This is a genomic window from Microbacterium sp. NPDC055988, assembly GCF_042269505.1.
GTDB lineage: Bacteria > Actinomycetota > Actinomycetes > Actinomycetales > Microbacteriaceae > Microbacterium.
Genome location: NZ_JBHJXY010000001.1, coordinates 1,050,999 through 1,063,111, shown reverse-complemented (window position 1 = coordinate 1,063,111; position 12,113 = coordinate 1,050,999). Strand labels below are relative to the sequence as shown.

At 69.1% G+C, this 12,113-nt stretch carries 14 protein-coding genes; 10 read left to right on the top strand and 4 right to left on the bottom strand.

Annotation, left to right across the window (positions count from 1 at the left end; all coding sequences use genetic code 11):
* The 5 genes from ACFC14_RS05280 to ACFC14_RS05260 all read left to right on the top strand — a co-directional run bounded on the left by ACFC14_RS05280 (window position 1) and on the right by ACFC14_RS05260 (window position 3,859).
* Window positions 1-975: an LLM class flavin-dependent oxidoreductase gene (locus tag ACFC14_RS05280; protein ID WP_105668873.1), complete on the top strand. Its 975-nt coding sequence runs from the start codon at window positions 1-3 to the stop codon at window positions 973-975.
* A gap of 40 nt (window positions 976-1,015) precedes the next feature.
* Window positions 1,016-1,843, top strand: a complete 828-nt coding sequence (locus ACFC14_RS05275; RefSeq protein WP_376101582.1) for an ABC transporter ATP-binding protein — start codon at window positions 1,016-1,018, stop codon at window positions 1,841-1,843.
* Window positions 1,840-2,673: an ABC transporter permease gene (locus ACFC14_RS05270; protein ID WP_376101581.1), complete on the top strand. Its 834-nt coding sequence runs from the start codon at window positions 1,840-1,842 to the stop codon at window positions 2,671-2,673. The genes ACFC14_RS05275 and ACFC14_RS05270 overlap by 4 nt, the downstream gene beginning before the upstream one ends.
* The gene (locus ACFC14_RS05265) at window positions 2,670-3,503 is read left to right on the top strand and encodes an ABC transporter permease (RefSeq protein WP_376101579.1); all 834 of its coding nucleotides are present in this window, start codon (window positions 2,670-2,672) and stop codon (window positions 3,501-3,503) included. The genes ACFC14_RS05270 and ACFC14_RS05265 overlap by 4 nt, the downstream gene beginning before the upstream one ends.
* A 104-nt stretch (window positions 3,504-3,607) precedes the next feature.
* A complete protein-coding gene (locus ACFC14_RS05260) occupies window positions 3,608-3,859 on the top strand; it encodes a hypothetical protein (protein WP_376101577.1) in 252 nt (83 codons plus the stop codon).
* Here the strand turns inward: ACFC14_RS05260 and ACFC14_RS05255 are convergent.
* From ACFC14_RS05255 to ACFC14_RS05245, 3 genes are all read right to left on the bottom strand, one after another.
* The gene (locus ACFC14_RS05255; RefSeq protein ID WP_376101575.1) at window positions 3,850-4,107 is read right to left on the bottom strand and encodes a type II toxin-antitoxin system RelE/ParE family toxin; all 258 of its coding nucleotides are present in this window, start codon (window positions 4,105-4,107) and stop codon (window positions 3,850-3,852) included. The genes ACFC14_RS05260 and ACFC14_RS05255 overlap by 10 nt on opposite strands.
* The gene (locus tag ACFC14_RS05250) at window positions 4,104-4,373 is read right to left on the bottom strand and encodes a type II toxin-antitoxin system Phd/YefM family antitoxin (RefSeq protein ID WP_136042473.1); all 270 of its coding nucleotides are present in this window, start codon (window positions 4,371-4,373) and stop codon (window positions 4,104-4,106) included. Before ACFC14_RS05250 ends, ACFC14_RS05255 begins: the two co-directional genes overlap by 4 nt.
* A 264-nt stretch (window positions 4,374-4,637) precedes the next feature.
* Window positions 4,638-5,714 (bottom strand): ABC transporter substrate-binding protein, encoded by a 1,077-nt coding sequence (locus ACFC14_RS05245; RefSeq protein ID WP_376101573.1) that lies wholly within the window; start codon window positions 5,712-5,714, stop codon window positions 4,638-4,640.
* A 193-nt stretch (window positions 5,715-5,907) separates the two neighbouring features.
* Between ACFC14_RS05245 and ACFC14_RS05240 the strand changes: the two genes are divergently transcribed.
* The 5 genes from ACFC14_RS05240 to ACFC14_RS05220 are packed head-to-tail and all read left to right on the top strand — an operon-like array spanning window position 5,908 to window position 10,204.
* Window positions 5,908-6,912 (top strand): alcohol dehydrogenase catalytic domain-containing protein, encoded by a 1,005-nt coding sequence (locus ACFC14_RS05240; protein ID WP_376101571.1) that lies wholly within the window; start codon window positions 5,908-5,910, stop codon window positions 6,910-6,912.
* 30 nt (window positions 6,913-6,942) lie between these two features.
* On the top strand, window positions 6,943-8,133 hold the full coding sequence (locus tag ACFC14_RS05235; protein WP_376101569.1) for a CaiB/BaiF CoA transferase family protein: 1,191 nt from the start codon (window positions 6,943-6,945) through the stop codon (window positions 8,131-8,133).
* Window positions 8,133-8,996, top strand: coding sequence for an amidohydrolase family protein (locus tag ACFC14_RS05230; RefSeq protein WP_215069079.1), 864 nt, complete (start codon window positions 8,133-8,135; stop codon window positions 8,994-8,996). Before ACFC14_RS05235 ends, ACFC14_RS05230 begins: the two co-directional genes overlap by 1 nt.
* Window positions 8,997-9,017: 21 nt before the next feature.
* Window positions 9,018-9,860: a hypothetical protein gene (locus ACFC14_RS05225; RefSeq protein WP_376101567.1), complete on the top strand. Its 843-nt coding sequence runs from the start codon at window positions 9,018-9,020 to the stop codon at window positions 9,858-9,860.
* Window positions 9,857-10,204 carry a hypothetical protein gene (locus ACFC14_RS05220; RefSeq protein WP_376101565.1) on the top strand — a complete coding sequence of 116 codons (348 nt, stop codon included), beginning with the start codon at window positions 9,857-9,859 and terminating at the stop codon, window positions 10,202-10,204. The genes ACFC14_RS05225 and ACFC14_RS05220 overlap by 4 nt, the downstream gene beginning before the upstream one ends.
* Before the next feature lie 313 nt (window positions 10,205-10,517).
* Here ACFC14_RS05220 and ACFC14_RS05215 read toward each other — a convergent pair whose 3' ends face one another.
* A complete protein-coding gene (locus tag ACFC14_RS05215; protein ID WP_376101564.1) occupies window positions 10,518-12,077 on the bottom strand; it encodes a hypothetical protein in 1,560 nt (519 codons plus the stop codon).
* Window positions 12,078-12,113: the final 36 nt, after the last annotated feature.

The window sequence follows — 12,113 nt, the reverse complement described above, 5'->3', positions numbered from 1 at the left end:
ATGAAATTCGGACTGCTGCTGCCGCACTTCGGCGAGGAGGCGAGCAAGGAGAAGCTCTTGGAGGGGTCGAAGCTCGCCGAGAGCTTCGGATTCGACTCCGTCTGGGTGCGCGATCACCTGGTGTTCGAGCCGCACGGCGAGATGGAGAAGCCGAACCGCACGTTCTACGACGCGCTGACGACCCTCACCGCCATCGGCGCCGTCACCGACAAGATCGAGCTCGGCACCGGATCGCTCATCCCGTTCCGTCACCCGCTGGTCACAGCCCTGATGGCCGGCACCATGACGCAGCTGCTCGGCCCGCGCCTGATCCTCGGCTTCGGCGCCGGCACGTTCGACCACGAGTTCGACGCGATCGGCTGGGGCGACCTCGACCGGGTGGAGATGGTGCGCTCGAACGCCGAGATCCTGCGCCGGGTGTTCACCGAGAACGACGTCACCTACGACGACGGCATCTTCAAGTTCGAGAACGTCACGATCGAGCCCAAGCCCGTCGGCGGACGCATCCCGTTCTGGTACTGCGGCGCGACTCCGCGCTCGGCCCGTCTCGCGGCGGAGTTCGCCGATGGATGGATGCCGGGACGCACGGGGCTGCTCACCATGGAGAAGCGCATCAAGACGATGCGCGAGATGACCGACGAGAACGGCCGCCCGATGCCGACCATCGCCGTCATCCCGCCCACCTCGATCGAGGACACCCGCGAAGAGGCGCTGAAGCACGTGAACATCCCGGGCCTTCTCGCCTGGGCGAACAAGGCCAAGTTCGCGGTGAAGCCGCCGTCCGGCAGCTTCGAGACCGTCGAAGACCTCGAGGGTCAGCTCATCGTCGGCAGCCCCGACGAGGCGGTCGAGCAGATCAAGCGGTTCGAGGAGGTCGGCACCGAGCACCTGGTGTTCGACTTCCGATTCAAGTTCGATCGGTTCTTCGAGCAGATCGAACTCCTCGGCACCGAGGTGCTTCCTAAGCTGCGATAAGCCGCGCACCGACGCGCGGCGATGAGACGAGAGGTCGACGATGACTGACGTGAACGACACCGCACGGGACTCGGCGGATCCGCTGATCTCGGTCACCGGGCTCTCGGTGAGCTACGACGTCGCGCGGACGGGGAAGAAGCTGATAGCCATCGAGAACGTCGACCTCGACGTGTTCGAAGGTGAGTTCATCACGGTGCTCGGCCCGTCGGGGTGCGGAAAGACGACGTTCATGAACGTCATCGCCGGCCTCGTCGCGCCGAGCACCGGCTCGGTCCTCGTCGATGGGAAGCAGGTCGACGGCCCTGGACCCGACCGGGCCGTGGTCTTCCAGGACTATGCGTTGCTGCCCTGGCGCACCGTGTTCGACAACGTGAAGTTCGGGCTCGAGATGCAGAAGGGCCTGCGCACCGCCGACTGGCGTGCGAAGGTGCAGGAGGCCATCGACATGGTGGGGCTCAAGGGATTCGAGTCGTCGTATCCCCGCGAGCTCTCCGGCGGCATGCAGCAGCGCGTCGGCCTCGCTCGCGCGTTCGTCGCCGAGCCGCGCATCCTGCTGATGGACGAGCCGCTCGGCGCCGTCGACGCCCTCACCCGCGAGGTGATGCGCGACGAGATCGAGAAGCTCATCGAGGCGACGGGCAAGACCGTCCTCTTCATCACGCACTCGATCGAGGAGGCCATCCTCCTGGGCGACCGCATCGTCGTCTTCAAGAGCCACCCCGGCGCGATCAAGGAGATCATCACCACCGGCATCCCGCGTCCTCGGTCGGAGCGGTCGGTGCAGCACGATCCGCGCTTCCTCGAACTCCGCGACCACCTCTGGGAGGCGCTGGAGGGCGAGGCGACGGCGGCAGCGGTGTCGAAATGACCGCGCTGCTCGCCACCGGGCCGAACCTCGGCCGGGGTGGAGTCGCCGCCTGGCTCGCGGGGTTGAGCGCGCGCGGCAAGGCCGCCGTCATCGCGATCGAGGTGGTCATCCTCCTCGTGCTCTGGCAGGTGGTCGTCGGGGTCTTCGGATGGATCAGCCCGGTCTTCCTCCCGCCTCCCCTCGCCATCGCGCAGGGCTTCGGCGAGATCGTCGCGAACGGCACACTCGCCGCCAACGCCGGCATCTCCGTGCAGGCGTGGCTGACCGGCTTCGCGCTCGCCGTGGTCGTCGGCATCCCGGTCGGGCTTCTCATGGGTGCCTCGCTTCCGGTCGACCGGGTGATCGGCCCGATCGCGTGGACCATCTACGCGACACCGTCGATCGCCTATCAGCCGCTCGCGAAGGCCTGGTTCGGCTTCGGGATCGGCCCGGTGATCTTCCTCGTGACGATCAGTGCGATCTTCCCGATCCTGCTCAACGTCGCCGCGGGCATGCGCACCACGAACCCCTCGATCATCCGTGCCGCCCGCGTCTACGGTGCCGGACGGATGCGGCTCTATCGCTCGGTGTACCTGCCTTCCACGGTGCCGTTCCTGTTCGCGGGCCTGCGGCAGGCGGTCGTGCTCGCCACGATCGGCATGGTCGTGGCCGAGCTCGCGGGCTCATCGAGCGGCATGGGTGCGCTCATCATCCGCGCCTCGAACACCTATCAGACCGACCAGGCGTTCGCCGCGATCGCGGTGGTCGTGCTGTGGAGCGTGGGCATGACCCAGGTGGTCACGGCCATCGAGCGCGGGGTCGCGCCCTGGACGAGGAAGGGCAAGCGATGAGTGTCGTCTCGGCAACCGGAACCGTGCGCATCGTGCGGCCGCGGCGCGTGGTGCGCTCGGGTGAGGGCAAGTGGACGCTGCTCCTGATCGGGGTGATCGCCGCCGTGCTGCTCCTGTGGGAGGCGGCCGTCAACTGGTTCCACTGGATCCCCGAGGCCTTCCTGCCCGCACCGACCGCGGTGGCTGTGGCTTTCGGGCAGCTCATGGTCGATCCGGAGTTCTGGTCGGCCTTCGCGTTCAGCGTGACCAACCTGCTGATCGGCCTCGCGATCGCGATCGTCGTGGGTGTGGTCGTCGGCCTCGCGGTCGGCTGGTCGCCGGTGCTGCGCTTCATGGTGGCACCGTTCCTGTGGGTGCTGTATTCGACGCCCAAGGTCGCACTCGCGCCGCTGTTCATCCTCGGGCTCGGGCTCGGCAGCGAGTCGAAGATCGCGCTCGTGATCCTGCTCGCGGTGTTCCCGATCCTGCTGAACACGATGGAGGGCGCGGTCACCGTGAACCCCTCGCTCGTCAACGCGGCCAGGGTCTACGGCGCGAAGGGGATCGGCCTCGGCTGGAAGGTGATCTTCCCCGCCACGCTGCCGTACAGCCTCTCCGGCATCCAGCGCGGCGCGGCTCTGGGCTTCACGGGAGAGGTGCTCGGAGAGTTCCTCGGCGGCACCGGCGGCCTCGGCCACCTGCTCGAGTTCGCGGCGTACCAGTTCCGCATGGACGAGGCCATCGCGATGGTCGTGGTCATGGTCATCATCGCGAACCTCACGCTGCTGCTCATCTCGATCCTCCGACGCCGGCTCGCCCCCTGGTACGACGAGCGCAAGATCGTCGGCTGACCCCGCGCCGACTCTCGACTCCCGACCCCCGTCTCATGCGCGACGGGGGTCGGGTCTTTCACCCCCACCTGAGGGGTCAAGACACGCCGTACGCGCACCCGCGCATGCGACGTGTTCTGACTCCTCGCGCGTGGGGGCGTGTGGGGGAGAGCATCTTCCACCTGGACGGCGCGGTCGGACACGAGATCGTCTTCGTCCACACCGGACGCCTCGACCCCGAACCCGCAGCGGAAGGCGCGACTCTCACGGAGAGCAACGGGGCGGTGGTTCCCGTCGTCTGGCGTAGCTCCGATGACGATGCCGAGGCGCTGCCGCTGTATCCCGCTGGAGTCATGGAGCTGTTCGCTCAGCGATAGATCTCGCGGCGATGCCCGGCGGCGAGCACGAGCACGAGCAGACGATCGTCTTCGATGTCGTAGATCACCCGGTAGTCGCCCACGCGGACGCGCCACGCGCCATCGCTGTTGACGAGCATCTTCGCCGCAGGCGGTCGCGGCTCTTCGGCCAGGAGTTCGATCGCCGCCTGCACGCGACGCCGGGCCTGTGGATCGAGCTTCCGCAACTGCCGCTGTGCCGGCGCAGCGACGTCGATCCGGTAGCTCACACGAGCCCCAGTTCCGCCTTCACTTCCTCCCACGGTACGGGGATCGCTTCGGTTTCTTCAGCCTCGCGGCGTGCCGCGACGGCGGCGGCTGCGTCCTCCGCGTCCTCGGCGAGCTCTCGCAGGCGATCGAATTCATCTGCATCGACGATGGCGACGACGCGGCGTCCGCGGCGGGAGAGGAACACCGGCTCGTGCATGAGGTGGGCGCGATCGACGAGCGCGCCGAGCTGGCTCTTGGCATCGGAGACGGGCAGCACATCAGTCATGGACCAATGGTAACAAACGATCAAAAAGATCGGTTGGTCTATCCCCAGAAAGACGCCCCACTGCCATGCGCAACGGTGGGGTCTTCGCGTCCCCCCACCTGAGGGGTCAAGACACGCCGTACGCGCACCCGCGCACGCGGCGTGTTCTGACTCCTCAGGTGGGGGGTACGGGCGGGTGGGTGGTGCGGGTGCGGGCGGGTGCAGACACATGAAGAGGCCCCACCGCCATGCGCAACGGTGGGGCCTCTCGTGTGAGTCAGCGACTCACGGGTAGGGCAGTGTCGCCGGGCCCTCGTTGTCGAGGCCCAGGAGCTCCTGCGCCTTGAACAGGTACGCGAGCTGGCTGTCGTCGAACTCGAGCGGCTCCAGCTTCTGGGTCTCGATGGTGGTGTCCCACGCCTCGCCGTCGAAGTACAGGTTCGGGCAGGCGAGGTGACCGTCGAGGATCCAGACGCTGTCCGACTCCCGCAGCTCCGCGACGTCGAAGTCGTTGGCCTCGTAGATGTCCAGCGCCTCCTCCGCGTTCTCGGGGAACTCGCCGGGCGCGGGCGCCGTCATGAAGTCGGTGCCCTTGAGTGTGGCCCGCAGGAACCGGACCAGGCTGTTCGGGTTCTCCTGCGCCCACTTCGTGCCGGCGATCTGCACGTCGTTCGCCCAGTTCCGAAGCGACTCCACGACGACGTTCGCGCCGTGCTCCTCGAGGGCGGCGCGGTCGTCGGCATAGAACGGCTGCAGGCTGATCTTGTCGTTGACGAAGAACTCGGTCCACGACTCCGATCCGGGTCCGGGGTAGACGACCTCGGCGTCGATCGACGAGACGTCCCAGCCCTCCTCCTTCAGCACCTGCGCCCGCTGGAACTCGGCAGGATCGCCCGGGGTTCCGGCGAGCACGATCGAGGTGCCGTCGAGATCGTCGACGCTCTTCACGTCGGACTGCACCGCAAAATCGAAGTTCTGCCGGCAGTAGTGACCGGAGACCAGGTCGATCTCGACACCGCCGCGGATGGCGTCGATCACGGTGCCGGTGGATTCGACGCCGATGTCGGCGCTGCCGCTGGCGACCGCCGCCGTGACGTTGTCGGCGGTGATGACCTCGACGGTGAGGCCCTCCTCCTCGTAGTAGCCGAGGTCGCTTGCGAGGGTGAACATCGAGTACATCGTGATGTCGGGGAAGGGGATGGCCACCGTGATGTCGGTGTCTTCGGCGGCTCCGGGTTCGCCATCGCCGAGGTCGACGGGTTCTGCCGGTGTCGGCGTCGGCGCGGCGCAGGCGGCCAGCAGCGTCAGTGCTGCGGCTCCTCCGACCACGGCGATGCCGAGTCTGTTTCGTGTCGTGCGCATGACTCTCCATTCGGGCAAGTGCGTGCGACTCCTCCGTGGAGTGGGGCGCCTCACGCGGATTTTGGGATACGGTATCCAATTTGGGATCACGTGTCCACGGTTTGCGGGATATCGTGCTCGAAGAGGGTCTAGACGGCCGTGATGCAAATTGGATACAGTATCCCAAACAGATTCCCGCGATGAAGAGGTGAAGATGCGTGCCGCCGTGCTGAGCCGTCATGACCTGGACGGGCTGACCGTCCAGGAGGCGGCCGAGCCGACGCCCGGGGAGGGCGAAGTGCTCGTGCGCGTCGACACCGTCGGCCTGAACCAGCTCGACCTCAACGTCATCGCCGGCATCGGACCGGGAGCGCAGGCGCAGCTGCCCCGCATCCTCGGCATCGACCCGGCGGGCGAGATCGTCGCCGTCGGGGCGGGTGTCGACCCGAGGCGCATCGGACAGACCGTCGTCGTCAAGCCGAACATCGCGTGTGGCACCTGCGCGCACTGCCTGGCCGCCGACGAGGCGAACTGCCCGGCACAGGCCGTCGTCGGCGTGCACCGCGACGGCGGAGCGGCCGAGTTCGTCACCGTCCCCGCCCGCAACGCGATCGACCGTCACGGCCTCGACGCCGCGCAGGCGACCGCCGTGGTGCACAGTGCCTCGATCGTCATCAACGCCGCCCGCACCGTCGCGCTCGCCGCAGACGACCGCGTGCTGATCACCGGCGCCGGCGGCACGCTCGGACGTGCGGCGGTGGCCATCGCCCTCGCCCGCGGCGCCGACGTGGTCGCCGCGTCACGCCGGGAGATCGCCCCGCTCGCCGACGAGCAGATCATCCAGGCGGCGGATGCCGCGGAGCTCGCTTCTGCGCTGGATGGGGGAGCGGGCTTCGACGTCGTGCTGGACGTGTCCGGCCACGCCCCGACCCTGAGCGCCGGAATCTCGGCGCTGCGGTGGGGCGGGAGGGCCGTGTTCTGCGCGGCATCCGTCGACAGCGACCTGCGCATCGACGCCCGCGATTTCTACCTGCGCCGCAAGCAGCTGTCGGGTGTCGCCAGCGCGCGCTACGCCGACGTGGCCGAGGCGCTCGCGCTCGCCGGGTCGGGGGCGCTGCCCTCGCTCGTCGGCACCCGCTACGCGCTGGACGACATCGCCACTGCGTATCGCGATTTCCCCCGCAAGGGCGACGGGAAGGTCGTCGTCGATGTGCGCTGACCGCCCTCGGTATCGAAGAGGAGACCTGAAGTGACGAGTTCTGCATCACCCGGCGCGGGAGCGCTGGCCGGGATCCGCGTGGTTGAGCTGGGCCAGTACATCTCCGGCCCGTTCGCCGCCAAGCTGCTCGCCGACCTCGGGGCCGACGTCGTCAAGGTCGAGTCACCCGAGGGCGACCCGATGCGCCGCTGGGAGGGCCGCGCGACGATGAGTCCGCAGTTCGCCGCCTACAACCGGGGCAAGCGCGGGGTGGTGCTCGACCTCAAGAGCGCCGAAGGGCTCGCTGCGCTGTTCGGCCTGGTCGACGACGCCGACATCGTGCTCGACAACTTCCGCCCCGGTGTGGCCGAGCGTCTCGGCTTCGGCCCCGAGGCGCTGCATGCCCGCAACCCGCGGGTGATCACGTGCTCGATCACCGGCTTCGGGCCGACCGGTCCCGCCGCGAAGCGCCCCGCGTACGACACCGTCATCTCCGCCACCGGGGGCATGTACAGCCAAGTTGTCCCGGCCTCCACGATCCGTCCGCTCGGGCCGGCCTTCTCCGATCTGCTGTCCGGGATGTCGGCCGTGCAGGCCGTGCTCGCCGCGCTCCATGCCCGAGATGTGAGCGGAGTGGGGGAGCACGTCGAGGTGACGATGGTGGGGGCGCTGCTCGACTTCCTCACCGAGTCGGCGTCCGCGTTCCTCGAGACGGGTCAGGTCTCATCGCCCGACTCGCGTCCGCGCCGCGCCCAGGCCTACGCCTGCCGTGGGTCGGACGACAAGGCATTCGTGATCCACATGTCGGTGCCGGAGAAGTTCTGGACCGGCCTGCTCGACGTGCTCGAGCGGCCCGACCTCGCCGACGACCCCCGCTTCTCGACGCGTGAGGGGCGCGTGCGCAACTACGACGAGCTCGACGTGGTGCTCAAGGAGATCGCGGCCACCCGCCCCCGCCAGTACTGGCTCGACCGGCTCGCCGCGCACGACATCCCGCACGGTCCGCTGAACACGATGGGCGACCTGTTCGACGATCCGCAGATCGCGAGCATGGGGCTGGTGGAGGAGATCGACGGGCCGGACGGCGCTCTGCGCGTGCCGGTGCCCAGCATCCGATTCCAGCGTTCCGGTCGGCCGGAGTTGCGGTACGCGCCAGGGCTCGGCGCCGACACCGAAGCGTTGACCGGATTGCGGTCCGGATCCGATCCCGAACCCGCACGAGCGAAGGAAGGGGCAGCCTGATGCCCGGTATCGACGACCTCGTCGCGATCGACGTCCATACCCACCCGCAGACCGAGGAGTTCATCGCGGCGATGGGGCAGCGGCACTCGCAGATGTCGGCGCACTTCGGGCGGGAGCGGCCGGTCGTGTCGTTCGCCGAGCAGGCCGACCAGTACCGCGACCGCAAGATGATGGCCGTGATCGTGAACTCCGACTCGGAGACCACGAGCGGCATCAAGGGCGCACCGAACGACCTCCTCGGCAAGGCGCAGCAGGACCACCCCGACGTGTTCCTCGCCTTCGCCGGTATCGACCCGTGGAAGGGCGAGGCGGCGGTCGCCGAGATCCGTCGGATGCACGACGAATACGGCATCAAGGGCGTCGGCGAGCTCAACCCCTCGCGGCAGAAGTTCCTCGCCAACGACCGGCGCTTCTTCCCGATCTGGGAGACCTGCGCCGAACTCGGACTCGTGGTCATGTTCCACTCCGGATTCCCCGGGGCCGGTGCGGGCACCCCCGGCGGCGGCGGGTATCGGCTCGAGAACGCGCGCCCCGTGCCGTACATCGACGACGTGGCTGCCGAGTTCCCCGAGCTCAACATCATCAGCGCGCATCCGGCGTGGCCATGGCACCTCGAGAACCTCGCGATGGTCTGGCACAAGTCGAACGTGTACCTCGACCTGTCCGGCTGGGCGCCGAAGTACCTGCCGCCCGAGGTGGTCCGCTACGCCGACTCGCTGATCTCCGACCGGGTGCTGTTCGGCTCGGACTGGCCCGTGATGACCGCGGACCGCTGGATGGCCGAGTTCGACGAGCTCGGACTCAAGGAGGAGTCGCGCCGGAAGATCCTGCTCGACAACGCACGCAAGCTGTTCCGGCTGTGAGCGCGAAGGAAGGAGCCGATCGTGGCTGAACTGGTGATGGCCGCGGCGACCCCGCACAATCCGCTGCTGTGGCGGGCGATGCGCGAGCCGATGCCCGACGATCTCGTCCAAGTCGAGGCGAACTTCCGCCGCATCCGCGAGGCGATCACGGATGCCGGAGTCGACACGCTCATCGTGCTCGGCACCGACCACGTGCGGCAGTTCTTCTCCGACAACTCACCCGCGTTCATCGTCGGCAAGGCGGCGTCGTACCACGGCACCTATGAGAACGAGGTGCGCACCTTCGGCATGGAGTACGCCGAGCTGACCGGTAATCCGGAGTTGGCGACGCAGATCACCGGCCGCGAGGTGCTGCCCGAGACGATCGACTTCTCGGTCTCGCACGAGTGGCGACTCGATCACAGCTTCGTGCTGCCGCTGCAATACGTGCGGCCCGAGCTCGACCTGCCGATCGTGCCGATCCACGCGAACTCGATCCTGCCGCCGCTGCCGACAGCCGCGCGGTTCGCCGCTCTCGGGCAGCACCTGCGCAGCGCGGTCGAGGCGTGGGACAGCGACGCCAGGGTGGGGGTGCTCACCTCGGGGCACATGGCCACCGACGTCGGCGGGCCGCGCACGTTCAACGGCTCGCCCGACCCGGAGTTCGACGCCGAAGCGGTCGGGTGGATGCGCGACGGCGACCTCGACGGTGCGATCGCAGGATGCCGCTACGACCGCATCATGGCGGCCGGCAACGTGACCTATCAGTACGTGAACATCGTGGCCGCGCTCGCCGCGATGCAGGGGCGTCCGGCCGAACTCGCCGAGGCCACGACCTCGCGCTTCGCCTCCAGCCCGTTCTTCCTGTGGAGGGCCGCATCGTGAGCCGGTACATGATGAACAAGTTCATCCGCGCCGTCGAGATGAGCACCGCGAACGTGAACGCCTACGTCGCCGACACCGAGGGATTCGTCGACGGCTGGCTCGCCGGGGGAGCGGGGCCCGACGCGGTCACCGATGACCGGATGCTGACGCCCGAGGAGCGCGAGGCGTTCGTGAACCGCGACTACGGTGCGCTGTACGGTCTCGGCGCGCATCCGTATCTGCTGTGGCACTTCACAGAGGCCGTCTATGAGCACGAGTACACCGAGGGCTTCGGCTGGCGCGACCTCGTCGAGCGGTACCGTGCCGCGATCATCCCGCACGGCGAGGTCGACGACATCCCCTGATCCGCTCCGGGCGCTCCCGATCCGGCGGTTCCGTCGGGCCGGCACTCCGTCGGGCCCGGCGGTTCCGTCGGAGATTCGCAGTTCCCTCGGCCACTTTCCCGCAGAGAGGCCGAGGGAATTGCTGTTCTCCGAGCGAACTGAGGCCGCGGCGGGCGCGACGGATGCCCCGTGGTGGGGTCCACGGGGCATCCGCCCTTGTGGCGCCGGCGTCGAGCGACGAGCTGGGGACCCGTCGGAGTGGGGATGGACGCGGCGGCGCACCGGCGGTGCGGGGTCTCCTCCCCCGAGGACGACCGCACCACCGGCGTCTTCGCTACGCCATCAGCCGACGGCGTCGCAGGAGTCCCGCACCTCCGAGGAGGAGCAGGGCTGCGGCGAGTGCGATCAGTCCTTCCGAGGGAGCTCCACCGGTCATGGCGAGTCCTTCCGCCTGGCCCGCGGTCACCGCGCCAGAAGCGGCGGTGGCGGCGCCGGACGACGTGCCCGGGTCCGTGCCGGGGTCGGTTCCGGGGTCAGTTCCCGGGTCGGTTCCGGGGTCGGTGCCGGGGTCGGTGCCGGGGTCGGTTCCCGGGTCGGTCCCGGGGCCCGGGTCGGTCACCGTCGCCTCTCCGACCACCGAGATGGCGTTCCCACCGATGGTGATCGGCAGCGTCACGGGCAGTCCCAGTTGGGTGCCGCCGAGGATGCCGTCGGTTCCGGTGGTGGTGTTGCCTCCGGTGGCGGGGGTGGTGGGTGCCGTGGTGCCGCCGGTGCCGGTGCCGGTGCCGGTGCCGGTGACGGTGGCGTCGTCGAGGGCGGAGATCGCGTTGCCGGTCACGGCCACGGGGGCGGTGACGGGTGCGGTGATCTGGGTGCCGCCGAGGATGCCGTCGGTTCCGGTGGTGGTGTTGCCTCCGGTGGCGGGGGTGGTGGGTGCCGTGGTGCCACCGGTGCCGGTGCCGGTGCCGGATCCGGTCGTCGCGCTGTCGCCGAGCAGGGAGATCGCGTTGCCCGACACCTTCACGGGTGCCGTGACGGGTGCGATCACCTGCGTGCCGCCGAGGGTCGCGTCCTCACCTGAGGTTCCCGCCGTCGTGGCGGGAGCGGAAGAGTCGCCGGTGCCGGCCGTGCCGGATCCGGTCGACGCACTGTCGCCGAGCAGCGAGATCGCATTGCCCGACACCGTCACCGGTGCCGTGATGGGCGCGATCACCTGCGTGCCGCTGCCGGTCCCGTCGTCGCCGGACGTGACGCCCGATGTGGCCGGCGCAGAGGATGCCGGTGCTGCGGCTGCCTCTCCGCTCGACGGGGCGCTCTCGGTGTCGCCGACCACGGACACGGCGTTGCCCGTGACAGTGATCGGTGCGTTGACCGCGAGCAGCGCCTGCGTGCCCGAGAGCACGCCGTCCACACCGTTCGTGGTCACGAGGGGCGCCCCGGCCGGGGTCTCGGCCTGGGGAGCCGAGTTCTGGGGAGTTGCGGCCGGGGCGCTGGTCGATGAGCTGTCGTCGAGCACGCTCACCGCGTTGCCCGACACCGTGACAGGGAGGTTCACGGTCACCACGGCCTGGGTGCCGGATGCCGTGCCCGAGGACCCGCTGGTCGCCGGAGCTGGAGCCGGTGCCGGTGCCGGTGCCGGTGCGGGGGCCGGAGCCGGAGCTGGGGCCGGCGCGGGAGCCGGTGCGGGTGCGGGTGCCGCGACGACGTCGCCGAGCACGGAGATCGCGTTGCCGACCGCCGAGATCGGTGCCGTGATCGCTGTCTCCGCCTGCGTGCCGGAGAGCAGTCCGTCTTCTCCGGATGTCTCGGCCGCGTTCGCGGCCGTCGCGCCGAGGAGCGTGATGCCCCCGGCGATGAGCGTGCCCCACAGGGCCCGCTTGAGGTAAGTGCGCATGATCGTTTCTCCTGACTGGATGGATCGTCTGATGGG

What these genes read in the sequence shown, in the direction of transcription:
- ACFC14_RS05280 (WP_105668873.1), top strand. Translation starts at nt 1, where the DNA reads ATGAAATTCGGACTGCTGCTGCCGCACTTCGGCGAGGAGGCGAGCAAG.
- ACFC14_RS05275 (WP_376101582.1), top strand. Translation starts at nt 1,016, where the DNA reads ATGACTGACGTGAACGACACCGCACGGGACTCGGCGGATCCGCTGATC.
- ACFC14_RS05270 (WP_376101581.1), top strand. Translation starts at nt 1,840, where the DNA reads ATGACCGCGCTGCTCGCCACCGGGCCGAACCTCGGCCGGGGTGGAGTC.
- ACFC14_RS05265 (WP_376101579.1), top strand. Translation starts at nt 2,670, where the DNA reads ATGAGTGTCGTCTCGGCAACCGGAACCGTGCGCATCGTGCGGCCGCGG.
- ACFC14_RS05260 (WP_376101577.1), top strand. Translation starts at nt 3,608, where the DNA reads ATGCGACGTGTTCTGACTCCTCGCGCGTGGGGGCGTGTGGGGGAGAGC.
- ACFC14_RS05250 (WP_136042473.1), bottom strand. Translation starts at nt 4,373, where the DNA reads ATGACTGATGTGCTGCCCGTCTCCGATGCCAAGAGCCAGCTCGGCGCG.
- ACFC14_RS05245 (WP_376101573.1), bottom strand. Translation starts at nt 5,714, where the DNA reads ATGCGCACGACACGAAACAGACTCGGCATCGCCGTGGTCGGAGGAGCC.
- ACFC14_RS05240 (WP_376101571.1), top strand. Translation starts at nt 5,908, where the DNA reads ATGCGTGCCGCCGTGCTGAGCCGTCATGACCTGGACGGGCTGACCGTC.
- ACFC14_RS05230 (WP_215069079.1), top strand. Translation starts at nt 8,133, where the DNA reads ATGCCCGGTATCGACGACCTCGTCGCGATCGACGTCCATACCCACCCG.
- ACFC14_RS05215 (WP_376101564.1), bottom strand. Translation starts at nt 12,077, where the DNA reads ATGCGCACTTACCTCAAGCGGGCCCTGTGGGGCACGCTCATCGCCGGG.